The 23078-nt window shown below is 62.9% G+C and carries 38 protein-coding genes; all 38 read right to left on the reverse strand.

What is annotated here, in order from left to right; translation table 11 throughout:
• Positions 1 to 3 precede the first annotated feature (3 nt).
• The 38 genes from JN531_RS03250 to rpsL all read right to left on the reverse strand — a co-directional run bounded on the left by JN531_RS03250 (position 4) and on the right by rpsL (position 23012).
• On the reverse strand, positions 4 to 1230 hold the full coding sequence (locus JN531_RS03250; protein ID WP_228347424.1) for a tetratricopeptide repeat protein: 1227 nt from the start codon (positions 1228 to 1230) through the stop codon (positions 4 to 6).
• Positions 1230 to 1865: an energy transducer TonB gene (locus tag JN531_RS03255; RefSeq protein ID WP_228347425.1), complete on the reverse strand. Its 636-nt coding sequence runs from the start codon at positions 1863 to 1865 to the stop codon at positions 1230 to 1232. The genes JN531_RS03250 and JN531_RS03255 overlap by 1 nt, the downstream gene beginning before the upstream one ends.
• On the reverse strand, positions 1862 to 2275 hold the full coding sequence (locus JN531_RS03260; RefSeq protein WP_228347426.1) for an ExbD/TolR family protein: 414 nt from the start codon (positions 2273 to 2275) through the stop codon (positions 1862 to 1864). The genes JN531_RS03255 and JN531_RS03260 overlap by 4 nt, the downstream gene beginning before the upstream one ends.
• Positions 2276 to 2282: 7 nt before the next feature.
• Complete coding sequence (locus JN531_RS03265) at positions 2283 to 2807, reverse strand: MotA/TolQ/ExbB proton channel family protein (RefSeq protein WP_228347427.1); 525 nt, start codon at positions 2805 to 2807, stop codon at positions 2283 to 2285.
• A complete protein-coding gene (locus tag JN531_RS03270; protein WP_228347428.1) occupies positions 2800 to 4152 on the reverse strand; it encodes a MotA/TolQ/ExbB proton channel family protein in 1353 nt (450 codons plus the stop codon). Before JN531_RS03270 ends, JN531_RS03265 begins: the two co-directional genes overlap by 8 nt.
• Complete coding sequence (locus JN531_RS03275) at positions 4149 to 4922, reverse strand: DUF3450 domain-containing protein (RefSeq protein WP_228347429.1); 774 nt, start codon at positions 4920 to 4922, stop codon at positions 4149 to 4151. The genes JN531_RS03270 and JN531_RS03275 overlap by 4 nt, the downstream gene beginning before the upstream one ends.
• Positions 4923 to 5081: 159 nt before the next feature.
• Positions 5082 to 5483 (reverse strand): 50S ribosomal protein L17, encoded by a 402-nt coding sequence (gene rplQ / locus JN531_RS03280; RefSeq protein WP_228347430.1) that lies wholly within the window; start codon positions 5481 to 5483, stop codon positions 5082 to 5084.
• 34 nt (positions 5484 to 5517) lie between these two features.
• On the reverse strand, positions 5518 to 6498 hold the full coding sequence (locus JN531_RS03285) for a DNA-directed RNA polymerase subunit alpha (RefSeq protein WP_228347431.1): 981 nt from the start codon (positions 6496 to 6498) through the stop codon (positions 5518 to 5520).
• A gap of 36 nt (positions 6499 to 6534) precedes the next feature.
• Complete coding sequence (gene rpsD / locus JN531_RS03290; protein WP_228347432.1) at positions 6535 to 7155, reverse strand: 30S ribosomal protein S4; 621 nt, start codon at positions 7153 to 7155, stop codon at positions 6535 to 6537.
• A 17-nt stretch (positions 7156 to 7172) separates the two neighbouring features.
• Positions 7173 to 7568 (reverse strand): 30S ribosomal protein S11, encoded by a 396-nt coding sequence (gene rpsK, locus JN531_RS03295; RefSeq protein WP_228347433.1) that lies wholly within the window; start codon positions 7566 to 7568, stop codon positions 7173 to 7175.
• A gap of 27 nt (positions 7569 to 7595) precedes the next feature.
• Positions 7596 to 7952 (reverse strand): 30S ribosomal protein S13, encoded by a 357-nt coding sequence (rpsM, locus tag JN531_RS03300; protein ID WP_228347434.1) that lies wholly within the window; start codon positions 7950 to 7952, stop codon positions 7596 to 7598.
• Positions 7953 to 8037: 85 nt separating this feature from the next.
• The gene (gene rpmJ / locus JN531_RS03305; protein ID WP_029888787.1) at positions 8038 to 8151 is read right to left on the reverse strand and encodes a 50S ribosomal protein L36; all 114 of its coding nucleotides are present in this window, start codon (positions 8149 to 8151) and stop codon (positions 8038 to 8040) included.
• Positions 8152 to 8190: 39 nt separating this feature from the next.
• Entirely contained in the window at positions 8191 to 9528 is a 1338-nt protein-coding gene (gene secY, locus JN531_RS03310) for a preprotein translocase subunit SecY (protein ID WP_228347435.1), read from the reverse strand.
• Between the two features lie 15 nt (positions 9529 to 9543).
• Positions 9544 to 9978, reverse strand: coding sequence for a 50S ribosomal protein L15 (gene rplO, locus JN531_RS03315; RefSeq protein WP_228347436.1), 435 nt, complete (start codon positions 9976 to 9978; stop codon positions 9544 to 9546).
• Position 9979: 1 nt separating this feature from the next.
• Positions 9980 to 10168, reverse strand: coding sequence for a 50S ribosomal protein L30 (rpmD, locus tag JN531_RS03320; protein ID WP_228347437.1), 189 nt, complete (start codon positions 10166 to 10168; stop codon positions 9980 to 9982).
• A gap of 1 nt (position 10169) precedes the next feature.
• Positions 10170 to 10676, reverse strand: a complete 507-nt coding sequence (gene rpsE, locus JN531_RS03325) for a 30S ribosomal protein S5 (RefSeq protein WP_228349968.1) — start codon at positions 10674 to 10676, stop codon at positions 10170 to 10172.
• 15 nt (positions 10677 to 10691) lie between these two features.
• On the reverse strand, positions 10692 to 11042 hold the full coding sequence (rplR, locus tag JN531_RS03330; protein ID WP_228347438.1) for a 50S ribosomal protein L18: 351 nt from the start codon (positions 11040 to 11042) through the stop codon (positions 10692 to 10694).
• Between the two features lie 86 nt (positions 11043 to 11128).
• Positions 11129 to 11659 carry a 50S ribosomal protein L6 gene (rplF, locus tag JN531_RS03335; protein ID WP_228347439.1) on the reverse strand — a complete coding sequence of 177 codons (531 nt, stop codon included), beginning with the start codon at positions 11657 to 11659 and terminating at the stop codon, positions 11129 to 11131.
• A 15-nt stretch (positions 11660 to 11674) separates the two neighbouring features.
• On the reverse strand, positions 11675 to 12073 hold the full coding sequence (gene rpsH / locus JN531_RS03340; protein WP_228347440.1) for a 30S ribosomal protein S8: 399 nt from the start codon (positions 12071 to 12073) through the stop codon (positions 11675 to 11677).
• Between the two features lie 12 nt (positions 12074 to 12085).
• Positions 12086 to 12391 (reverse strand): 30S ribosomal protein S14, encoded by a 306-nt coding sequence (gene rpsN / locus JN531_RS03345; protein WP_228347441.1) that lies wholly within the window; start codon positions 12389 to 12391, stop codon positions 12086 to 12088.
• 16 nt (positions 12392 to 12407) lie between these two features.
• Complete coding sequence (rplE, locus tag JN531_RS03350; protein ID WP_228347442.1) at positions 12408 to 12944, reverse strand: 50S ribosomal protein L5; 537 nt, start codon at positions 12942 to 12944, stop codon at positions 12408 to 12410.
• An 11-nt stretch (positions 12945 to 12955) separates the two neighbouring features.
• Positions 12956 to 13282 (reverse strand): 50S ribosomal protein L24, encoded by a 327-nt coding sequence (gene rplX, locus JN531_RS03355; protein WP_228347443.1) that lies wholly within the window; start codon positions 13280 to 13282, stop codon positions 12956 to 12958.
• A 13-nt stretch (positions 13283 to 13295) separates the two neighbouring features.
• The gene (gene rplN, locus JN531_RS03360) at positions 13296 to 13661 is read right to left on the reverse strand and encodes a 50S ribosomal protein L14 (RefSeq protein ID WP_228347444.1); all 366 of its coding nucleotides are present in this window, start codon (positions 13659 to 13661) and stop codon (positions 13296 to 13298) included.
• On the reverse strand, positions 13658 to 13939 hold the full coding sequence (gene rpsQ / locus JN531_RS03365) for a 30S ribosomal protein S17 (RefSeq protein ID WP_228347445.1): 282 nt from the start codon (positions 13937 to 13939) through the stop codon (positions 13658 to 13660). Before rpsQ ends, rplN begins: the two co-directional genes overlap by 4 nt.
• Positions 13936 to 14142: a 50S ribosomal protein L29 gene (rpmC, locus tag JN531_RS03370; protein WP_228347446.1), complete on the reverse strand. Its 207-nt coding sequence runs from the start codon at positions 14140 to 14142 to the stop codon at positions 13936 to 13938. The genes rpsQ and rpmC overlap by 4 nt, the downstream gene beginning before the upstream one ends.
• The gene (rplP, locus tag JN531_RS03375) at positions 14142 to 14555 is read right to left on the reverse strand and encodes a 50S ribosomal protein L16 (protein WP_228347447.1); all 414 of its coding nucleotides are present in this window, start codon (positions 14553 to 14555) and stop codon (positions 14142 to 14144) included. Before rplP ends, rpmC begins: the two co-directional genes overlap by 1 nt.
• A gap of 17 nt (positions 14556 to 14572) precedes the next feature.
• Positions 14573 to 15259, reverse strand: coding sequence for a 30S ribosomal protein S3 (gene rpsC / locus JN531_RS03380; protein WP_228347448.1), 687 nt, complete (start codon positions 15257 to 15259; stop codon positions 14573 to 14575).
• Between the two features lie 12 nt (positions 15260 to 15271).
• A complete protein-coding gene (gene rplV, locus JN531_RS03385) occupies positions 15272 to 15604 on the reverse strand; it encodes a 50S ribosomal protein L22 (protein ID WP_228347449.1) in 333 nt (110 codons plus the stop codon).
• Positions 15605 to 15616: 12 nt separating this feature from the next.
• A complete protein-coding gene (rpsS, locus tag JN531_RS03390; protein WP_228347450.1) occupies positions 15617 to 15889 on the reverse strand; it encodes a 30S ribosomal protein S19 in 273 nt (90 codons plus the stop codon).
• A 10-nt stretch (positions 15890 to 15899) separates the two neighbouring features.
• A complete protein-coding gene (rplB, locus tag JN531_RS03395; RefSeq protein ID WP_228347451.1) occupies positions 15900 to 16733 on the reverse strand; it encodes a 50S ribosomal protein L2 in 834 nt (277 codons plus the stop codon).
• Positions 16734 to 16747: 14 nt separating this feature from the next.
• Positions 16748 to 17047, reverse strand: coding sequence for a 50S ribosomal protein L23 (gene rplW, locus JN531_RS03400; protein WP_228347452.1), 300 nt, complete (start codon positions 17045 to 17047; stop codon positions 16748 to 16750).
• A complete protein-coding gene (gene rplD, locus JN531_RS03405; RefSeq protein WP_228347453.1) occupies positions 17044 to 17649 on the reverse strand; it encodes a 50S ribosomal protein L4 in 606 nt (201 codons plus the stop codon). Before rplD ends, rplW begins: the two co-directional genes overlap by 4 nt.
• Positions 17650 to 17671: 22 nt before the next feature.
• Positions 17672 to 18310, reverse strand: a complete 639-nt coding sequence (gene rplC, locus JN531_RS03410; protein ID WP_228347454.1) for a 50S ribosomal protein L3 — start codon at positions 18308 to 18310, stop codon at positions 17672 to 17674.
• 14 nt (positions 18311 to 18324) lie between these two features.
• Positions 18325 to 18642: a 30S ribosomal protein S10 gene (rpsJ, locus tag JN531_RS03415; RefSeq protein ID WP_228347455.1), complete on the reverse strand. Its 318-nt coding sequence runs from the start codon at positions 18640 to 18642 to the stop codon at positions 18325 to 18327.
• A gap of 86 nt (positions 18643 to 18728) precedes the next feature.
• Positions 18729 to 19925 carry an elongation factor Tu gene (gene tuf / locus JN531_RS03420; protein WP_228347456.1) on the reverse strand — a complete coding sequence of 399 codons (1197 nt, stop codon included), beginning with the start codon at positions 19923 to 19925 and terminating at the stop codon, positions 18729 to 18731.
• Between the two features lie 48 nt (positions 19926 to 19973).
• Positions 19974 to 22070, reverse strand: a complete 2097-nt coding sequence (gene fusA / locus JN531_RS03425; RefSeq protein ID WP_228347457.1) for an elongation factor G — start codon at positions 22068 to 22070, stop codon at positions 19974 to 19976.
• 57 nt (positions 22071 to 22127) lie between these two features.
• The gene (rpsG, locus tag JN531_RS03430) at positions 22128 to 22601 is read right to left on the reverse strand and encodes a 30S ribosomal protein S7 (protein ID WP_228347458.1); all 474 of its coding nucleotides are present in this window, start codon (positions 22599 to 22601) and stop codon (positions 22128 to 22130) included.
• Between the two features lie 15 nt (positions 22602 to 22616).
• Positions 22617 to 23012 carry a 30S ribosomal protein S12 gene (gene rpsL, locus JN531_RS03435; RefSeq protein ID WP_228347459.1) on the reverse strand — a complete coding sequence of 132 codons (396 nt, stop codon included), beginning with the start codon at positions 23010 to 23012 and terminating at the stop codon, positions 22617 to 22619.
• Between the last annotated feature and the right edge of the window lie 66 nt (positions 23013 to 23078).

Consider the following 23078-nt stretch of genomic DNA (forward strand, 5'->3'; position numbering starts at 1 on the left):
GGATCAGCCAGGCGACCCCGCGGCGGCAGCCGTCTCGGCCGCCCGCTGGCGCAGGTGAGCCAGCCAGTCCCGCGCATCCTGGCGACGTTCACGGTGTGCCATGGCGGCGGTGAAGGCCTGCTCGGCGCGCTGCAGATCACCGGCCTCGAAGGCCGCCACGCCCCGCAGGAACTGCGCCTCGCCCGGCTTCGGCACGCCTTTTTGCAAGGCCTGATCGAGGGCCTCCAGGGCGGCCGCCCAGCGCTGGTCCTCGATTCGGACCTGCGCCAGTCGCAGGGCCCGCTCACCGCCCGCGGCCATCGCCGCGGCGCGCGCCATGACGTCGTCGGCCCGGCCGTACTCGCGTGCCGCGATCCAGGCTTCCCCGAGCCGGCTGAGGGTGGCCTCGTCGGACGCCAGGATGCCGCGCGCAATACCGTCGTCGAGCACCTGCGCGGCTTTCTGCGGAATCTCCAGCAGCAGGTAGAGGCTGGCCAGGTTGCGGATCTCCGACGCCTGCGTGAGCAACCCCTGGCGCGCCGCCAACGCCAGCACCGCCAGCGAGGCACGGTCGCGTTTGATCTCGAACAGCACGCTCGACAGCTGCCGCCAGTATTGGGGGTCGTCCGGGACCAGGGCGATCAGCGCCACCAGGGTCTCGGCACAGGCGGGGAACTGCTTGAGTTCATAGTGCAGCCCCAGTTTCAGCTGGTACCAGCTGGCCTTGGGCGCACTGGCCTTGGCGATGGCCGCGTCCACCTGCGGCAAGGCGTCGCGGAACCGCTTGCGGTCGGCGTAGGCACTGGCGAGCATCAGATGGGCATCGGCGCCGGCATCGCTGCCGGCTTCGCTGAAGTACTGCTCGAACCGGGCGATCGCGGCATCCATTCGGCCTTCCGCGAACAGCAATTGGCCAAGGGCCAGCAGCATCTGTTCGTAGGGTTGCTGCGGCAGCGCGTCCAGCGCCAACGCCTGCTCGAAGGGCGGAATGGCCCGGGCATACTGCCCCTGATCGGCATACAGGTAACCAAGGGTCTGCAGCACGACCGCGCGCTCGTAGTCATTGCCGGCCCGTTCGACCAGCGGCTGCAGCAAGGTGAGGGCATCGGCATGCTGATCCTCCGCCATCAGGGTCTGCGCCCGGTCGAGCTGTCGATAGGTGGCCTCGCCGAGACTGCCGCGCGCCTGCCGCTCGGCTTGCGCGGGCGCGGCCAGGGTCAGCAGCAGCAGCCCGATCGCGCGGCGCCGCATCAGGTGCCCTCCAGGCTGAAGACAATGTCGTAGGTGCCGGTCTGTTCGACCGGCTGACCGTCGACAATGCGCGGCCGGAACTTGCTGCGCCGCGCCGACTGCAGTGCCGCCTGCTCGAAGTACCCGCGCGGGCTGGCCTTGAGCACGCGGGCGCTGCGGACCAGGCCGTCCGGGCCGACTACCACCTCCACCGTGACACTGCCGGAGAGACCCTCGCGCGCTGCCTGCCTCGGGTACTGCGGCGCGATCCGCAGGATTGGAATCAGCTCGCCGTCACCACTCAGGTCGCCGGCCTGAAACCCGCCGAGGAAGGGGCCACCGGCGATATTCGGGGCCAGATCCAGCCGGGGCATGTTGAACGGTGCCGGCGCCTGTTGCGGGCTGGGCGCGGGGGCCTGTACCCGCAGCTTGGGCGGCGGCGGGTTCTTCGGTGGCGGAGGCCGTTCGGGTTTGACCCGCTGCCGGGTCTCCAGTCGGGTCTCCCGGGGTACCCGCACGAAGTCGACCCCCGCAAAAGGTTCGACGGCGGTCCGTTCCCGACCCGGGCTGAGCACCAGATAGTGCATCAGCCAGAACAGGGCGGCAGCCACCACGACGGCCATCGTCAGCGCCGACAGGACCCGCGTGGCGCTCATCCGCCGCCCTGTGGATCGGTGGCGGCAATCGAGATGTTGTCGACACCGGCCAGGCGAACCTGGTCCATGACCTGAACCAGCACGCCGGTCTCGGAGCCGCGGTCGGCAATGATGACCACGGCGCCTTCCGGATTTTCGGCATGCAGCCGTTCGATGTTGGCCCGCACCGCCCGCAGGTCGATACTGCGCTTGTCGATCCAGACTTCGCCGTTGTCACGGATGGCGACCAGGATGTTGCCCTTCTCCTTGCGCTCGGCGGTCTTGGCGCTGGGACGGCTGACATCGATGCCGGTCTCCTTGACGAAGGAGGTGGTGACGATGAAGAAGATGAGCATGATGAAGACGACGTCCAGCATCGGCGTCAGGTCGATACCGGCCTCATCATCGCTGCGGTTGCGCTTGCGGGCCATCGGCGCCTCAGTGGGTGACGAGGTGGTCGTTGAGGCGGTGTGATTCCCGCTCCACCACCTGCTCGAAACGGGACACGAAGTACAGCCCGGAGATGGCGACGACCATGCCCGCCATCGTCGGCAGGGTGGCGGCGGAGACACCCGAGGCCATCGCACGGGCATTCCCGGTGCCCAGCGCAGACATCACGTTGAACACCTGGATCATGCCGGTCACCGTGCCCAGAAGGCCGATCATCGGGCACAGGGCGACCAGCACCTTGATCAGTGGCAGCGGCCCGCGGATACGTCGGGTGGCAGCGGAGACCCAGCCCTGCTTGATCTTGTGCGCGAACCACGAGCGATGATCGCCGCGCGCCTGCCAGTCGGCTTCGATGCGCGCCAGCTCGGCCGGCATCGCGCGACGGTAGTAGATCACCCGTTCGAGGATCAGCGTCCACAGCAGGATCGCCACCACCAGCAACACCTGCACCACCGGCCCGCCGAGCTCGACGAAATCACGGATATCGGTCAGGGGGCGCAGCAGTTCAGACACGGTGGCGCTCCGCGTTCTCGGCGATCAGCCCGGCGCTTTCCTCTTCCAGGACCTGCACCAGATCCTTGCTGCGGCCGGACAACCAGCTATGCAACAAGACCATCGGGATCGCTACCACCAGGCCGAGCACGGTGGTAACCAATGCCTGGGAAATGCCGCCAGCCATCTGTTTCGGGTCGCCGGTGCCGAACAGGGTGATCTGCTGGAACGTCAGGATCATCCCGGTCACGGTGCCCAGCAGCCCCAGCAGCGGGGCCACCGCCGCCAGAATCTTCAGCCATGGCAGGCGTCGTTCGAGCGCCGGGATCTCCCGCAATACGGCTTCGTCGAGCCGCAGCTCCAGCGTCTCATGATCGGTGTGCGGATCACGGTGATAGACGTTCAGAACGCGGCCGAGTGGGTTGTCATCGGTTGGTTGGGTCAGCTGCTGCCGCTGTGCGCGCACCCGGCGATCGACAGCGCCGAGCGCGAAGAACCGCTCGCCGGCAATCACCAGCCCGAACAGGCCAAGCGCAAGGATCACGTAGCCCACCAGCCCGCCGGCCTGAACCTGCTCGCGCCAACCGGGCGTCTGCACCAGCACCGACAGCAGCGACCCGCGGGTGGGATCGATCACCGTTTCGACCATGCCGTCGCGGGCCTCGAACAGGTTTTCTGCCAGACGGCGGAAGCGCCGTTCCGGCTGGGCCGCGAGTGTCGTCAGCGTCTGTTCACCCGTCAGGTAGCTGAGAAAACGGTCGTCGGCGACCACGTTGAAGCTGCCGGCACGCAGCACATCGAGCGTGCTGCGAGTGCCATCGGGCGCCACCACCGGGGCCTGGAACCGGGCGACCTTGCCGCTCTCGTTCATCTCTCGCAGCATTTCGAACCAGAGCGTCTCCAGCGCCTCGATGGACGGCAGACGGGTGCTGTTGGCCAGCGCTGTCAATGGCGCCTGCCGCTGGGGATACTGCACGGTGACCAGTGAGTTCATCGCCACCGCACTGACATCCCCGGCCACCTGGCGCACCACCCCGAACATTTCGCCCAAATGCCCGGCCTTGGCATCCAGCTGCTGCTGCAACTCGGTGAGCCGGCGTTCGTTGGCATCAAATTCGGTCGACAGCCGGTCGGCTCGACGTTCCTCCGCGGCACGCGCCGCCTCGGCCTCGGCCTGCAGCCGCTGCTGCTGATCGAGCTGGTCAATGAACCGCTGAACCCGGGCCGCATTGGCGCGCGCCTCGTCGGCACGGACCGCGCGCGTCTGCGCCAGCAATTCGTCGATACTCTTCGGTGCGCCCGGCTCGGCCGCCATCAGGGACAGGCTGCAGAACGTCAGGGCAAGGGCGACAATGGCGCGCGTCATGAGCCGGCTCCGGCAGCGGGCAGCGGCAACGTCAGCAACTGCGGTGCCGATTGTTTGCGTGCGACCTTGAGACCATCACGCACCGCAGCATGGTAGTGATCGTCCATCACGAAGCCCTGCTCGCCGGGGTGCCAATAGCCGGTTTCATCGCCATCCAGCGTCTGATAGAGCAGGGCGATGCGCCCGACCCGGAGGAACTGCACCACGCGCTCGTCATCGCCCCCGAGCGGCGCCTGATAGGCCTCCAGGGTGCGCCCGTATTCCATCTCGACCTGGTAGGCCTCGGTGACCCGGCGATACTTCTCCGCCACCGAGACATCGGCGCGCACCATCAGGGCCTGCAGCGTGTCCAGCCGGTCCTGGCGCTCGCGCTGCAGGAACGGCGCATCAAGCGCCACGAACTGCACCAGGGTGTCCAGCATCCGCTGCAACAACGGGACGATCTCGCGCGCGGTGACGTCCAGCTCTTCGAGCTGATCGCCCATCGAAGCCAGTTCACGGGTCTGCGACTGCAACTGCAGCGCCATCTGGTCGTTGTAACGCTTGAGGCTGTCGGTGGCCTGCAGCGCTTCACGATAGGCCTCGACCGCCGCACGGGCGCGGTCATCGAGTTGGTCGATCCGCGCCTGGGTGGCCTGCGCTGCGGCTTCGATGGCGGTCTGCTCGTCGATGGCGCGTTCCACCGTCGCGGTCGGCGCCGCTGCCACGACGCTGCTGTAAAGAAGTCCCGCGGCGCCACAGCGCATGAGCATGAGGGTCAACGACTTCACTGCAGGTCCTTGCCGGTATCCGGAATGGGGCGACATCCTTGCCGCAAATGCGAAGCATTAATATTAGCATCCCGACGCCCGCATGTATGCCCCACGACATCGGCTCCGAAAACACGAAAGGCACCCGAAGGTGCCTTTCGTGGAACCGCTACCGCCGACTCAGGCGTCAGCAGCGTCCGTGGTCGCCGGTGCAGCCTCAGCAGCCTTGCGGTCGATCAGCTCGATGTAGGCCATCGGGGCATTGTCGCCGGCACGGAAGCCACACCGCATGATGCGGGTGTAGCCCCCTGGCCGCGCGTTGAAACGCGGTGCCAGGTCGTTGAACAGCTTCTGCACCGCATCACGGTCACGCAGACGGCTGAACACGATACGGCGGTTATGCACGCTGTCCTGCTTGGCGCGCGTGATCAGCGGCTCGGCAAAACGGCGAAGTTCCTTGGCCTTGGGCACGGTGGTCTTGATCATCTCGTGCTTGATCAGGGCCACGGCGATCGACTGCATCGTCGCCTTGCGGTGGCTGGGGCTACGGCCGAACGCGCGGCCGGCAATGGTGTGACGCATGGTCTGTTCCTTGTCTGTATGCCGACGCTAACCGTTAGGCAACGGTCTTGGGCGACGACCAGTTGTCGAGCTTCATTCCAAGCTCGAGTTCCTGGGCGCGCAGCGCTTCCTTGATTTCGTTGAGCGACTTCTTGCCGAGGTTCGGCGTCTTCATCAGTTCGATCTCGGTGCGCTGCACCAGGTCGCCGATGTAGTACAGGTTCTCGGCCTTGAGACAGTTTGCCGACCGCACCGTCAGTTCCAGATCGTCGATCGGGCGGAACAGGATGGGGGCGAGATCCGTCTTGGTAGCGGTGCTGGTCTGCGTTGCGGCCTCGGCTTCAAGGTCGACAAACACCGCCAGCTGGTCGCGCAGGATGCGTGCAGCCAACCGCACCGCTTCACCCGGCTCGACGCTCCCGTTGGTGTCGACATCCAGCACCAGCTTGTCGAGGTCGGTGCGCTGGGCGACGCGGGCACGCTCAACGCCGTAGCTGACGCGGCGGACCGGGCTGTAGGACGCGTCCAGCTTGAGTACGCCAACGCCACGGGTCTCTTCCTCACGCTCGAGGCTGGTCGCCGGCACGTAGCCGCGACCACGGGTGATCTTCAGCGTGGCGTTGAGCTTGCCACCGGTGAGATGGGCCAGCACCAGTTCCGGGTTGACGATCTCGACGTCGTGGTCGACCTTGATGTCGCCGGCCGTCACCGGGCCCTTGCCCGACTTCTCGATCCGCAGCGACACTTCCTCACGGTTGTGCAGGCGAACCGCCACGTTCTTGATGTTGAGCAGGATGTCGAGCACGTCTTCCTGCACGCCTTCCAGCGCGCTGTACTCGTGGACCACACCTTCGATCTGCACTTCGGTCACGGCCGCGCCGGGGATCGAGGACAGCAGGATCCGCCGCAGGGCGTTACCGAGGGTGTGGCCGAAGCCACGCTCCATCGGTTCGAGCGTGACGCGGGCCCGATAAGGGCTCACGGTCTCGACATCGACCAGGCGCGGTTTCAATAGATCAGCGACGACATTCTGCATAACGCAACCACCTCAGTTTAACGGTGAGCCCGTGGATTACTTCGAGTACAACTCGACCACGAGGCTTTCGTTGATGTCCGGAAGGATCTGGTCCCGGGTGGGCACGGTCTTGAAGGTCCCTTTCAGGCCCTTCTCGTCCACATCCACCCAATCGGGGAATCCGATCTGCGCAGCGATCGACAGCGATTCGACGATGCGCCCCTGATTCCGCGACTTGTCGGTAATTTCCACCACATCACCGGCCTGCACGCTGTAGGACGGAATGTTGACCAGCGTGCCATTGACGCGCACCGCCTTGTGGCCGACCAGCTGACGGGCTTCGGCGCGGGTGCGGCCGAACCCCATGCGATAGACCACGTTGTCCAGACGCTGTTCCAGCAACTGCAGCAGGATCACGCCGGTGGAGCCCTTCTTGGTGGACGCCTTCTTGTAGTAATTCAGGAACTGCCGTTCCAGCACGCCGTACATCTGCTTCAGCTTCTGCTTTTCGCGCAGCTGCAGGGCGTAGTCGGACAGACGCATCTTGCGAGCGCCGTGCTGCCCCGGGGGGGTGTCCAGCTTGCACTTGCTGTCGAGCGCGCGGGCGCGGCTCTTGAGCATGAGGTCAGTGCCAGCGCGACGGCTGAGCTTGCACGTGGGACCAATATAACGAGCCATCTCTGGTGCTCCTGTGCTTAGACGCGACGACGCTTGGGCGGCCGGCATCCGTTGTGCGGAATCGGCGTAACGTCGGTGATGTTGGTGATCTTGAAACCGGCGGCATTCAACGAGCGCACGGCCGACTCGCGTCCCGGGCCGGGGCCCTTCACGCGCACTTCGATGTTCTTGACGCCGTGCTCCGCAGCAGCGGTGCCGGCACGTTCAGCCGCCACCTGGGCGGCGAACGGGGTGCTCTTGCGAGAACCCTTGAAGCCGCAGGCACCGGCGGTGCACCACGAAATCGTGTTGCCCTGCCGATCCGTGATCAGCACGATCGTGTTGTTGAATGACGCATGAATATGCGCCACCGCATCGGAGATGTTCTTGCGAACTTTCTTGCGCTTCTGCGCGGAGGCCGTGTTGGCTGCCATGTACTTATGCCTTGATCAATACAGCGATTACTTCTTGACCGCACGCCGGGGGCCCTTGCGGGTCCGTGCGTTGGTCCGGGTGCGCTGGCCACGTACCGGCAGGCCGCGGCGATGCCGCAGACCGCGGTAGCAGCCAAGGTCCATCAGGCGCTTGATGCTCATCGACACCTCACGACGGAGGTCGCCCTCCACCACGAAGGCACCGACAGCTGCACGCAGCTTTTCGACCTCTTCTTCGGTCAGTTGCCGAATCTGGATCGTCGGATCGATACCCGCCGCCGTGCAGATCTGCTTTGCACGGGTGGCCCCCACGCCATAAATGGCGCGAAGGGCGACGACTGCGTGCTTCTTATCCGGGATATTGACCCCCGCGATACGTGCCATGCGCGAAACTCCTGAGACTTGCTGCGCTACTTTTCGAAAAAGGGGCGGGACTGTACTCAGTCATGCCCCAGAAATCAACTTGGGATCAGCCCTGCCGCTGCTTGTGCCGCAGGTCAGTGCAGATCACCCGCACTACGCCGTTGCGACGGATTACTTTGCAGTTCCGGCAGATTTTCTTGACTGAAGCACGGACTTTCATATCAACCTCGAGAGAAAGAACAGACCTGGGTGCGCCGCCTCAGCGGAGCATCCCGGCGCCTGGATTTTTGAGGTTTGCCTTCTTCAGCAAACCCTCATACTGATGCGACATCAAGTGCGCCTGAAGCTGCGCCATGAAGTCCATCACAACCACCACGGTGATCAACAGCGAGGTGCCACCGAGATAGAACGGAATCCCCGGGTAGAACGACCGGAGAATCTCCGGGAACAGACAGACCACGGTGATGTAAGCCGCGCCAACCACCGTCAGGCGAGTCAGCACGTTGTCGATGAAGCGGGCCGTGTGCACACCGGGGCGAACCCCGGGCACGAACGCACCCGACTTCTTCAGATTGTCAGCGGTTTCCCGCGAGTCGAACACCAGCGCGGTGTAGAAGAAGCAGAAGAACACGATCAACGCCGCGTACAACAGGGTGTACAGCGCATTGCCCGGTGACAGCGCATTCACCACCTGCTGCAGGACACCACCTGGGGTATCCCCGCCGGCAAACTGCACGATCGATGCCGGGAACAGAATGATCGAGCTGGCGAAGATCGGCGGAATCACCCCGGACATGTTCAGCTTCAACGGCAAGTGCTGGGTCTGGGCAGCGAACACCTTGCGGCCCTGTTGGCGGCGGGCATGATGCACGGGAATCCGACGCTGCGCTCGTTCGAACACCACCACGCCGTAGGTGATCGCAATCACCAGCGCAAACACCACAATGACGGTGAAACCACTGATCGAACCCTCGCTCACCAGCTGCGCGGTGCCCGCCAGCGCGCTTGGGAACCCTGCAACGATGCCGGCAAAGATCAGCAGGGAGATGCCGTTGCCGATGCCGCGCTCGGTGATCTGCTCGCCCAGCCACATCAGGAACATGGTGCCGGTAATCAGGCTCACCGAGGCGACGAAGATGAAGCCGATCCCCGGATTGAACGCCACCCCGCTGCTCTGCAGCGCATACGACGCACCAATCGACTGGAAGGTGGCCAACGCCAGCGTGCCATACCGGGTGTACTTGGTGATCTGCCGACGTCCGGACTCGCCTTCCTTCTTCAGCTCCTTCAGCGACGGCACCGTCGCCGACAGCAACTGGACGATGATCGAGGCCGAGATGTACGGCATCACGCCGAGCGCGAACACCGACAACCGCGCCAATGCACCCCCGGAGAACATGTTGAACATGTCGAGGATGGTGCCGCGCTGCTGATCGAACAGCGCGGACATCTGCGCGGGATCGATCCCCGGAACCGGTATGAAGCTACCGATCCGGAATACCAGGATGGCCCCGAGCAGGAAAAACAGGCGGCCACGAACCTCAGACAACTTGCTGAGGTCGGGCACCATTCCGGCGGCGGCGGGGTTCTTGGCCATATGCGTCCTTGCGGGTTACTCGGCGATGCTGCCGCCAGCGGCAGTAATCGCTTCACGTGCGCCCTTGGTCACCAGCACCCCTTTGAGGGTAATGGCACGGGTGATCGAGCCGGACTTCACGACCTTGGCGGTCAGCGTATCGCGACGGACCACACCTTCAGCGATGAGGGTGGCGAGATCGATTTCGGTCGCCTTCATCTTCTCGAGCTTCGACAAGGTCAACTCGGCGCGGGTCAGCGCCTGCTGCGAAGTGAAGCCGCGCTTTGGCAAGCGCCGCTGGATGGGCATCTGGCCGCCTTCGAAGCCGACCTTGTGGTAGCCACCCTTGCGCGCGTGTTGACCCTTGTGACCGCGACCCGCAGTCTTGCCGAGCCCGGACCCGATGCCCCGGCCGACGCGCGTCCGGGCCTTCTTGGCGCCGGCAGCGGGTTTGATGGTATTCAGTTTCATCTCAAACCTCTTCCACTTTGAGGAGGTAGGCCACCTTGTTCACCATGCCCATGTTCTCGGGCGTGGCGGCGACGGTGACGGTCTGATGGCGGTTGCGCAGACCCAGGCCGTGGGCACAGGCCACGTGGCGGGGCAGGCGCTTGGCCAGGCTCTTCTGCAGCGTCAACTTGATCTGTTTGCTGCCAGACATGTCAGGCCCCCAGGATCTCTTCGACCGTCTTGCCGCGTTTGGCGGCAATCTCGGACGGCATATTCATTTTCTTGAGCGCGTCGATGGTCGCACGCACCGTGTTGATCGGGTTCCGTGAGCCGAACGACTTGGACAGGATGTTGTGCACCCCGGCCACTTCGAACACGGCGCGCATCGCACCCCCGGCAATCACGCCGGTACCATCAGAGGCCGGGCGCAGAAACACGCGGCTGGCGCCATGCTCACCCCAGATTTCGTGCTGCACGGTACCACCCCGAAGCGCAACCGTAATCATGTTCTTCTTGGCCTGGTCCATCGCCTTGGCGATGGCGGCCGGCACTTCACGCGCCTTGCCGTAGCCGAAGCCGACACGGCCGGCACCGTCACCGACCACGGTCAGCGCGGTGAAGGCGAATTGCTTGCCGCCCTTGACCGTCTTTGACACGCGATTGACGGTGACCAGCTTCTCTTTCAGGTCATTACCCGACTGTGAATCGTCGTAGTGCATGTTGTTCGCCATAACTTAGAACTCCAGGCCGGCTTCGCGCGCGGCATCGGCCAGCGCACGGATTCGACCGTGATACTTGAAACCAGACCGGTCGAATGCGACCTGCGTGACGCCGGCAGCCTTGGCACGCTCGGCAATCAGCGCGCCGACCCGCTTGGCGGCATCGACGTTGCCAGTGCCGTTCTCCAGATCGATTTTCTCGACGGTGGAGGCGGATGCCACGGTGGTCCCGGCATCCGGGGCAATCACCTGCGCATAGATGTGACGCGGGGTGCGATGCACGCACAGACGATGCACGCCCAGTTCGCGGATATGCGACCGGGTACGCCGCGCGCGGCGGATGCGGGTGGTTTTCTTGTCTTTCATGACCAAGGTCTCTCGGGTTGGTCTCGTACGGCGGGTTCTGGAAGCAGGAAGATCGAGCAGGTGTCGCGCCAGGCGCGAGCGCCGCCTTATTTCTTCTTGGCTTCCTTCATCACAACTTTTTCATTCAGGTAACGCACGCCCTTGCCCTTGTAGGGCTCGGGGGGACGGAACCCACGAATATCGGCGGCCACCTGGCCGACCATGTGCTTGTCTGCACCCTTCACGACAACTTCAGTCTGCGACGGCGTCTCCACCGTGATGCCTTCCGGAATCGGGTAGGCGATCGGATGCGAAAAGCCAAGCGACAGGTTGACCACCTTGCCCTGCGTCTGGGCGCGATAACCGACGCCCACGAGCTGCAGCTTGCGCTCGTAGCCGGTCGTCACGCCGACCACCATGTTGCCGATAATGGCGCGCACGGTACCGGTCTTGGCCGGCTCCCGGACGATCGAATCGGGGCTCATGGTCAGCTCGCCGTCCTTGATCTCAAGGGCCACGCCCTTGGGCAACGGCAGACTCAGCGACGCCTGGGCACCCTTCACGGTGACCACACCGCCGTCAGCGGTGATCTGCACGCCTGCCGGCAGTTTCAGCGGATTCTTTGCGACTCGTGACATGATTCTTCTTCCGGCTTAGGCGACGATGCAGAGCACTTCGCCGCCGTGCCCGGCGGCACGTGCCGCGCGATCACTGACCACACCTGACGGCGTGGAAATGATGGCGACACCGAGACCACCCAGCACCTTCGGCAGCTCGTCCTTGTTTTTGTAAATGCGCAATGCAGGGCGACTCACGCGCTGCAGACGCTCGATGACCGGCTTGCCCTCGAAATACTTGAGTGCAACGGTAATGACTTTCTTGTTGCCCTCGACCGAGACGATGTTGTACTCGGCGATGTAGCCCTCGTCCTTGAGAACCTTGGCAATCGCTTCCTTGACCTTGGAGGACGGGGAGACGATCTGCTTCTGGCGGGCCATCTGGCCGTTGCGGATGCGGGTCAGGAAGTCAGCGATGGGATCATGCATGCTCATATTTAGGGCCTCTTACCAGCTCGCCTTCTTCAGGCCCGGTACTTCGCCGCGCATCGCTGCTTCACGCAGCTTGTGGCGACCGAGTCCGAACTTGGCGTACACGCCGCGCGAGCGGCCGGTGAGCTTGCAGCGATTGCGCTGACGGGTGTAACTGGCGTCACGCGGCATCTTCTGCAGACGCACCACGGCCGCCAGACGATCTTCCATCGACGTCTCGGGGTTGGCGATCAACACGCGCAGTTCCTCACGCTTCTTGCCCAGCTTGGCGACCAGCTTGGCGCGCTTCTTTTCGCGCTCGATCATGTTCGTCTTGGCCATGTGCTTTGCTCGCTTGTTACTTGCGGAACGGGAAGCCGAACGCTTCGAGCAGGGCCTGGCCCTGTGCGTCGTCCTTCGCCGTCGTGGTGATGGAGATGTTCATGCCGCGGGTCGCATCAACCTTGTCGTAATCGATCTCGGGGAAGATGATCTGCTCGGTCACCCCGAAGTTGAAATTGCCACGGCCATCGAAGCCGCTGACCTTGACGCCGCGGAAGTCGCGCACGCGCGGCAGTGCGACGGTGATCAGGCGTTCGAGGAACTCATACATACGTTCCCGACGCAGCGTCACCATCACGCCGACCGGGTAGTTCTCGCGGATCTTGAATCCGGCCACGGCCAGGCGCGACTTGGTGATCACGGGCTTCTGCCCGGCGATGGCAGTCATGTCGGAGACAGCGTGCTCGATGACCTTGCGATCCATCGTGGCTTCACCGACACCCATGTTGAGGGTGACCTTGCTGACGCGCGGCACTTCCATCGCACCGAGACCGAGATCCTTGCGGAGCTTCGGCACGACCTGGTCGAAATAATAGGTTTGCAGGTTTGACATCTTCGGTTCCGTTAAGCGTCCACGGGGGTCTTGGTGGACTTGAACACGCGCACCTTGCGCTGATCGGCACCCTCGCCTTCGGTGACGATCGACACGCGATCACCCTTCTCGGCTTTCGGGTTCCAGACCATCACGTTGGAGCGGTCGATCGGCAGGGTCTTCTCGACCACACCACCGGCCACGCCCGCCTGCGGGTTGGGACGCTGGTGCTTCTTGGCGACATTGATGCCGTCGACCAGCAGCTTGCCGTTGGCAAACACCTGCTCAACCTGGCCGCGACGTCCCTTGTCCTTGCCGGCGATGACGACGACTTCGTCGCCCTTCTTGATCTTGTTCATGGCTGCATCAACCTCACATCACTTCCGGCGCGAGCGACACGATCTTCATGAAACGCTCACGCAATTCACGCGTGACCGGCCCGAAGATACGGGTGCCCAGCGGCTCGCCCTTGCTGGAAAGCAGCACGGCGGCGTTGCTGTCAAAACGGATGGCGGAGCCGTCCGGGCGGCGGATGGCATGGCGGGTGCGGACCACAACGGCGTCGTGCACTTCGCCCTTCTTCACCTTGCCGCGGGGAATGGCGTCCTTGACGGTGACCTTGACCAGGTCGCCGACACCGGCGTAACGGCGGCGGGTGCTGCCCTTCACCTGAATCACCTGAACCAGCTTGGCGCCGCTGTTGTCGGCAGCCTGCAGGAAGGATTCCTGTTGAATCATGACACCACCCCGGCCTTGGTAATCACTTCCACCAGCTTGAAGCGCTTGAGGCGCGACAGCGGGCGGGTCTCGATGATGGCGACCAGGTCACCTTCACCGCACTCGTTGTTCTCATCGTGCGCGTGAAGCTTGGTCGAACGGCGGATGAACTTGCCGTACAGCGGATGACGCTCGCTGCGCTCAACCAACACGGTGATGGTCTTGTTCGGTTTGGCGCTGGTGACCTTGCCGACGATGCGGCGGTCGGCCGCGATGGTTGCACTCTGCTGTTCGCTCATGACGCCTTCACCTGGCTCTGCATCACCGTCTTCACACGGGCAATCTTCTTGCGCACTTCACCCACGAGGTGCGACTTGTTCATCTGACCGGTGGCCGACTGCATGCGCAGGTTGAACTGCTCCTTGCGCAAGGCGATCAGCTCATCGGTCAGCTCCTGCGAACTCTTGCCGCGGAGGTCTTTTACGTATTCGGCCGCTTTCATTACAGGATCGTCCGGTTGACGAAGGTGGTCTTCACCGACAGCTTGGCAGCTGCGAGACGGAACGCCTCACGCGCCTCAGCTTCGGTGACGCCTTCCATTTCATAGAGCATCTTGCCGGGCTGCACCTTGGCAACCCAGTATTCGACGTTGCCCTTGCCCGAGCCCATGCGCACTTCCAGCGGCTTCTTGGTAACGGGCACATCCGGGAAGATCCGGATCCACAGCTTGCCGCCGCGCTTCACGTAGCGGGTGATCACCCGGCGGGCAGATTCGATCTGGCGCGCGGTGATCCGGCCGTGCTCGGTGGACTTGAGGCCGAAATCGCCAAAGCTCACCTTGTTGCCGTTGAAGGTCAGGCCCCGGTTGTGGCCCTTCATCTGCTTGCGGAACTTGGTCCGCTTCGGTTGCATCATGATGACGACTCCTGGGCTTAGGCCGTGACGGCCTCAGCGGCTTCTTCTTTGCGGGTACCACGGCTGTTGTCGAACACCTCGCCGTTGAACACCCACACCTTGATGCCGATGATGCCGTAGGTGGTGCGGGCTTCAGAGGTGCCGTAGTCAACGAAGGCACGCAGGGTGTGAAGCGGCACACGACCTTCGCGGTACCACTCGGTCCGCGCAATTTCAGCGCCGTTGAGGCGGCCGCCGACCTGGATCTTGATGCCACCGGCACCCTGACGCATGGCGTTCTGCACCGCACGCTTCATGGCGCGACGGAACATGATGCGGCGCTCCAGCTGCTGCGCAATGCTGTCGGCGACCAGCTTGGCGTCGAGCTCCGGCTTGCGGATCTCCTCGACGGTGATGTGCACCACTTCCGGCTTCAACTGCAGCAGCGCGGCGACTTCAACCTTCAGCTTCTCGATGTCCTCACCCTTCTTGCCGATCACGATCCCCGGACGCGCCGTATGGATGATGATGCGAGCCGACTTGGCAGGACGTTCGATCTGAATCTTGGACACGTTGGCCTGCGCCAGCTTCTTGGTGAGGAAGCTGCGCACGGCGATGTCCTTGTTCAGGTTTTCGCCGTAGGTGGCCTTTTCGGCATACCAGTTCGACGTCCACTGAGTGGAAATGCCGAGACGGAAACCGGTTGGATTGACTTTATGACCCATTTGCCTGGTTCCTTACTCGTCGCTCACGCGAATGGTGATATGGCTGGTCGGCTTGGTGATGCGATCGGCACGGCCCTTGGCGCGCGGCATGATGCGCTTCATCACCGGGCCTTTGTCGACGAAGATTTCACGAACCTTCAACTCGTCAACATCGGCACCGAAATTGTTTTCGGCATTGGCGATCGCCGATTCGAGCACCTTGCGGATGACGCTGGCAGCACGCTGATTCGAAAACTTCAGCGTGTTGATGGCGTCGTCCACCTTCTTGCCCCGAACCATGTCGGCAACCAGTCGCGCTTTCTGCGGCGACATACGGACAAACTTGAGTACGGCCTGAGTATTCATCTGTCCGGGCCTTTACTTCTTGGTGGCCTTGTCCGCGTGACCCTTGAACGTACGGGTCGGCGCAAACTCGCCCAGCTTGTGGCTGATCATGTTGTCGGTGATGAAGACCGGCATGTGCTGCCGCCCGTTGTGCACCTGCATGGTCAGACCGACCATGTCAGGAGTCACCATCGAACGACGCGACCAGGTCTTGATCGGCTTCTTCACACGGGCATTCGCCAACTCTTCCACCTTCTTCGCAAGGTGATGATCGACAAACGGCCCTTTCTTGATTGAACGCGGCATGGCCTGGTCCTTACTTCTTCTTGTGACGGCTACGCACGATGAACTGCTGCGTGCGCTTGTTGTTGCGGGTCTTGAGGCCCTTGGTCTGCTGACCCCAAGGCGTCACGGGATGCGGGTTACCCTGCCCGGAGCGACCTTCACCACCGCCGTGCGGGTGGTCGACCGGGTTCATCACCACGCCGCGGACGGTCGGGCGAATGCCCTTCCAGCGCTTGGCGCCGGCCTTGCCGTACTGGCGCAGGTTGTGGTCGGCATTGCTGACTTCACCAATGGTCGCGCGGCATTCGGTCAATACCTTGCGCATCTCGCCGGAGCGCAGACGCACGGTGGCGTACTGACCTTCGCGAGCGACCAGCTGCACCGCAGCGCCGGCGGAGCGGGCGATCTGCGCGCCCTTGCCGGGACGCATCTCGATGCAATGGATCGTCGAACCGACCGGGATGTTGCGAATCGGCAGGCAGTTGCCGGCCTTGATCGGCGCTTCGGCACCATTCTGCAGCACGTCGCCAGCGGCCACGCCCCGCGGTGCGATGATGTAGCGGCGCTCGCCGTCTGCGAACAGCAGCAGGGCGATGTGAGCCGAACGGTTGGGGTCATATTCGATGCGTTCGACCTTGGCGGGAATACCGTCCTTGGCGCGCTTGAAGTCGACCATCCGGTAGTGCTGCTTGTGACCGCCGCCCTTGTGGCGCGTGGTCATGTGGCCGTTGTTGTTGCGGCCGCCGGAATGGCTCTTCTTTTCGAGTAGGGGCGCGTACGGCGCACCCTTGTGCAGGCCCGGCGTCACCACGCGGACAACGTGACGCTGTCCGGGCGACGTGGGCTTCATCTGGATCAATGCCATGACTGTGTCGTCCTTTAGTTCGCGTTGCCGACGAAGTCGATTTCCTGGCCTTCCGCCAGCGACACGTACGCCTTCTTCCAGTCGGAACGGCGGCCGATGCGCTGACCGAAGCGCTTGTTCTTGCCCTTGACGTTGAGGGTCCGGACACCGGTCACCTTGACGCTGAAGAGCTGCTCAACCGCGGTCTTGATTTCGAGCTTGTCGGCGTCGCCGGCAACCTTGAAAACGGCCTGGTTGGCCTTTTCGGCCACCCGGGTCGCCTTCTCCGAAATCATCGGAGCGAGAATGATTTGATGGATGCGTTCTGCGTTCATGACAGCCATGCCTCGAGCTTTTTCACCGCGTCGCTGGTCATCAGCACCTTCTGATGACGCAGCAGCGCCACCGGATTGATGCCCTCGACGTCGCAGACGGCAACATGCGGAATGTTGCGTGCGGAGAGGTACAGATTGCGGTCCATTTCGCCAGTGATGATCAGCAGGTCACGGGAACCGACCCGATCAAGCTGGGCCAAAAGACCTTGGGTCTTCGGCGCATCAACCGCGAACTGTTCTTCGATCATCAGGTTGCCGGTGCGCAGCAACTCGGAGACGATCGAGCGCAGGGCGCCGCGATACATCTTGCGATTGACCTTCTGGGAGAAGTCGCGCGGCACGGCAGCAAAGGTCTTGCCGCCCCCCCGCCACAGCGGCGAGCGGATAGAGCCCGCACGTGCGCGGCCAGTACCCTTCTGCTTCCAGGGCTTCTTGCCGCCACCGGACACCATGGCTTTTGACTTCTGCGCCTTGGTCCCAGCGCGACCGCCGTTCATGTAGGCAGTCACGATCTGGTGGACCAGCGCTTCGTTGTATTCGACCCCGAAGACCGCGTCAGAGACGCTGAGGGAGCCTGCAGCAGTGTTCATTTGAATATCCATTTGCCGTTTTTCCCCAGTGAAATCAGCCCTTCACCGTGGGGCGCACGATGACGTTTCCGTTCTCGGCGCCCGGCACCGCGCCCTTTACCAGCAGCAGGTTGCGTTCGAGGTCCACTTTGACCAGGTCGAGGTTGAGCGTGGTGACACGCTTGTTCCCCATCTGGCCAGCCATCTTCTTGTTCTTCCACACCTTGCCCGGCGTCTGGCGTTGCCCGATCGAACCCGGAGCCCGGTGCGAAAGCGAGTTGCCGTGCGTCGCGCGACCACCGCCAAAGCCGTAGCGCTTGACCACACCGGCATACCCCTTACCGATGCTGGTGCCGGTCACATCGACGCGCTTCACTTCGGCAAAGGCGTCAACCTTGATCTCGGCACCGGCCTGGTAACCCTGGATTTCGCTCTCATCGAGGCGAACTTCCCAGAGACCACGGCCTGCTTCAACGCCGGCCTTGGAGTAATGGCCGGCCACCGCCTTGGTCAGGCGGCTCACCTTCTGTTCTCCCACCGCCACCTGCACGGCGTTGTAGCCGTCGGTGTCGAGGGTCTTGACCTGAGTCACGCGGTTCGGCGTGCACTCGATGACCGTAACGGGAATGGCTTCACCGGCGTCAGTGAAGACCCGGGTCATGCCAGCCTTGCGGCCAATGATGGAAATCGTCATGTCCGTGGCCTCCTTCAGTTGACGCGGATCTGCACTTCCACGCCCGCCGGAAGGTCGAGCTTGGAAAGGGCATCCACGGTCTTTTCGGTGGGGTCCACAATCTGCATCAGGCGCTTGTGCGTCCGGATTTCATATTGGTCGCGCGCGTCCTTGTCGACGTGCGGGGACACCAGGATGGTGAAGCGTTCCTTGCGGGTCGGCAGCGGAATGGGTCCGCGCACGACGGCGCCGGTACGCTTTGCGGTCTCGACGATCTCCTTGGCTGATTTGTCAATCAGACGGTGATCGAAGGCCTTAAGCCGGATACGGATAGATTGGCTGGTCGCGGCCATGCGATTACTCAGGTCTTAAAGAGCGGAACAAAACGGGGCGCGGATTATAACCGCGCCCCGTGAACTTGGGAAGCTTTATTTTTAAATCAGTCGACGATCTTCGTCACCACGCCGGCGCCGACGGTGCGGCCACCTTCGCGGATGGCGAAGCGAACGCCTTCTTCCATCGCGATCGGGTTGATCAGCTCAACCTTCATCTGAATGTTGTCGCCAGGCATCACCATCTCCTGCTCGATCTCCACCGCACCCGTGACGTCCGTCGTGCGGAAGTAGAACTGCGGGCGGTAGCCCTTGAAGAACGGCGTGTGACGACCGCCCTCTTCCTTGGTCAGGATGTACACCTCGCCTTCAAACTTGGCGTGCGGCTTGATCGAACCGGGCTTGCACAGCACCTGACCACGCTCAATGTCTTCCTTCTTGGTACCGCGAAGCAGAAGACCCACGTTGTCGCCCGCCTGGCCCTGGTCCAGCAGCTTGCGGAACATTTCAACGCCAGTAACGATGGTCTTGGCCGTGTCGCGAATGCCGACAATCTCGACTTCCTCGCCCACCTTCACCACGCCACGCTCGATACGGCCGGTCGCCACAGTTCCGCGGCCAGAGATGGAGAACACGTCTTCCACCGGCAGCAGGAACGGCTTGTCGGTCTCGCGCTGCGGCTCGGGAATCCAGGTGTCCAGCGCGCTGTACAGCTCTTCCAGCTTGCCAATCCACTCGGCATCGCCCTGAATCGCCTTCATCGCCGAACCACGGATCACCGGGGTGTTGTCAGCGTCAAAACCGTACTTGCCCAGCAGGTCGCGCACTTCCATCTCGACCAGGTCGAGAAGCTCAGCGTCGTCCACCAGGTCACACTTGTTCAGCCACACCACGATCTTCGGCACGTTCACCTGCTTGGCCAGCAGCACGTGCTCACGGGTCTGCGGCATCGGGCCGTCAGACGCCGACACCACCAGAATCGCGCCGTCCATCTGCGCAGCACCGGTGATCATGTTCTTCACGTAGTCCGCGTGACCCGGGCAGTCCACGTGCGCGTAGTGACGCGCTTCCGTTTCATACTCCACGTGCGAGGTCGCGATCGTCAGAATCTTCGTGGAGTCACGACGACCCTGAGATTCCGATGCCTTCGCCACTTCGTCGTACGCCACGTACTTGGTGTTGCCGTACTTGTCAGCACTCACCTTGGTCAGCGCAGCCGTCGTCGTCGTCTTGCCGTGGTCAACGTGACCAATCGTCCCAACGTTGACGTGCGGCTTCGTACGCTCAAACTTTTCCTTTGCCATTGCAGATTTCCCTGATGTCGTCTATTCGAATGCGAGAACGGAGGAGCCTCAGGCCGCCTGTTTGGCGAGACCCGCGGCAATGTTGGAGGGTGCTTCCTGGTACTTCTTGAATTCCATGCTGTAGGTCGCCCGACCCTGGCTCATCGAGCGCAGCGTGGTCGAGTACCCGAACATTTCAGACAGCGGCACTTCCGAGCGCAACAGCTTCACGCCCATGTTGTCGTCCATGCCGAGGATGATGCCGCGGCGCCGATTGAGGTCGCCCATGACGTCGCCCATGTAGTCTTCCGGCGTTTCCACCTCGACCGCCATGATCGGCTCGAGCAGCACCGGCTTGGCCTTCGCGGCACCTTCCTTGAAGCCCATCGAGCCGGCGATCTTGAACGCCATTTCGTTGGAGTCGACGTCATGGTACGAGCCGTCGAAGCAGGTCACCTTGATGTCGACCATCGGATAACCGGCAACCACGCCCGTCTTCATGGCCTCTTCGACACCCTTGCCGACGGCCGGAACGTATTCCTTGGGGATCACGCCGCCAACGATGGCATTGACGAACTCGAAACCCTTGCCGGCTTCCTGCGGTTCGATACGCAGCCAGCAATGACCGTACTGCCCGCGGCCGCCGGACTGGCGAACAAACTTGCCTTCCTGTTCGACCATGGCGCGGATGGTTTCGCGATAGGCCACCTGCGGCGCACCGATGTTGGCTTCGACCTTGAACTCGCGCTTCATGCGGTCGACCAGAATTTCGAGATGCAGCTCACCCATACCGGCAATGATGGTCTGACCGGACTCTTCGTCGGTGTGCACCCGGAATGAGGGGTCTTCCTGCGCCAGCTTGTTGAGGGCGATGCCCATCTTTTCCTGGTCGACCTTGGTCTTCGGCTCGACTGCCTGGGAGATCACCGGCTCGGGGAATTCCATCCGCTCGAGGATCACCGGCTTGTCCGGATCGGCCAGCGTGGTGCCGGTATAGACATCCTTGAGGCCGACGCAGCAGGCGATGTCGCCGGCGCTGACTTCCTTGATCTCTTCCCGGTTGTTGGCGTGCATCTGCAGCAAGCGGCCGATGCGTTCGTTCTTGCCGGTACGCGAGTTGTAGACACTGTCGCCCGACTTGAGGACGCCGGAGTAGACGCGAATGAAGGTCAACTGGCCGACGAAGGGGTCGGTCATGATCTTGAAGCCGAGTGCGGAGAATGGCTCCTTGTCATCGGCATGACGCTCGACCGGCTCACCGGTCTCCGCATCCTCGCCCTTGATGGCCGGCACTTCGGTCGGCGCCGGCAGATACTCCACCACGGCGTCAAGCATGGCCTGAACGCCCTTGTTCTTGAACGCGGAGCCACACATCATCGGCACGATCTCGAGGGAGATCGTGCGGCGGCGCAGGGCGCCCTTGATTTCGTCCTCGGTCAGCTGCTCGCCTTCGAGGTACTTGTTCATCAGGTCTTCGTCAGCTTCCGCCGCCGCTTCGACCATGTTCTCGCGCCACTTGTTGGCCAGTTCCTGCAGTTCGGCGGGGATCTCACCGTAATCGAAGGTGATGCCGCGATCTTCCTCGTTCCAGAGGATCTGCTTCATCTTCACCAGGTCGATCACGCCGCGGAAGCCATCTTCAGCGCCCACCGGGATCTGGATCGGCACCGGGTTGGCCTTCAGGCGCGAGCGCATCTGCTCGTACACCTTGAAGAAGTTGGCACCGGCACGGTCCATCTTGTTGACGAACGCAAGCCGCGGCACTTTGTACTTGGTGGCCTGGCGCCACACCGTCTCGGACTGCGGCTGCACGCCGCCGACCGCACAGTAGATCATGCAGGCGCCGTCGAGCACCCGCATGGAACGCTCGACTTCAATGGTGAAGTCGACGTGCCCCGGGGTGTCGATGATGTTGACGCGGTGCTGTTCGAACTGCTGCGCCATCCCCGACCAGAAGCAGGTGGTCGCCGCCGAGGTGATGGTGATACCCCGCTCCTGCTCCTGCTCCATCCAGTCCATGGTTGCCGCACCGTCATGCACTTCACCGATCTTGTGATTGATACCGGTGTAGAACAGGACGCGTTCGGTGGTTGTGGTCTTTCCAGCGTCGATATGAGCGGAAATACCGATGTTGCGGTAGCGCTCAATTGGCGTGTTGCGGGCCACAGGACAATCCTCTTGGGTGGTGGAGCTAGGGGGTACGGGACAGCGGGTGAATCGGTGTTACCAGCGGAAGTGCGAGAACGCCTTGTTGGCTTCCGCCATCTTGTGCGTGTCTTCGCGCTTCTTGACGGCCGCGCCGCGGTGCTCGGAGGCATCCAGCAGCTCGCCGGCCAGACGGCTGGTCATCCCCTGCTCGCCGCGTGCGCGGGAGGCATCGATGATCCAGCGCATGGCCAGGGTTGCCTTGCGCGAGGCGCGCACTTCGACCGGCACCTGGTAGGTGGCACCACCGACGCGGCGGGACTTCACCTCGACGGCCGGGGCCACGTTTTCGAAAGCCGACTTGAGAATCTCAAGCGGCTCGTCGGAACTCTTCTTGGTGGCAATCTGATCCAGCGCGCCATACACGATCTTTTCGGCGACGGCTTTCTTGCCGTCTTCCATGATCATGTTCATGAACTTCGTGAGCAGTTCGCTCTTGAACTTCGGGTCGGGAAGGATGGTGCGCTTTTCAGGCGTGCGACGACGGGACATGCGAAAACTCCTGGATTACTTCTTGGCAGCCTGGGCGCCGGCTTTCGGGCGCTTGGCGCCGTACTTGGAGCGGCCCTGACGGCGCTTGTCGATACCGGCGCAGTCGAGCGCGCCGCGCACGGTGTGATAACGCACACCGGGAAGGTCTTTTACGCGGCCGCCACGAATCATGACGACCGAGTGCTCCTGCAGGTTGTGGCCTTCACCCCCGATGTAGGAGATCACCTCGAAGCCGTTGGTGAGGCGGACCTTGCAGACCTTGCGAAGGGCCGAGTTCGGCTTCTTCGGAGTCGTGGTGTACACGCGCGTGCAGACGCCGCGCTTCTGCGGCGAACCGCCGAGGGCGGGCACCTTGCTTTTTTCGACCATGCGAACACGGCCTTGGCGCACGAGTTGATTGATTGTTGGCACGTCTGGAACTTCCCGGCTTGACAAAGAAAAGACGGGCCTAAAGCTGCCAAGGCCCGTCGGGAAAGG

This window comes from Flagellatimonas centrodinii (assembly GCF_016918765.2).
Lineage (GTDB): Bacteria > Pseudomonadota > Gammaproteobacteria > Nevskiales > Nevskiaceae > Polycyclovorans > Polycyclovorans centrodinii.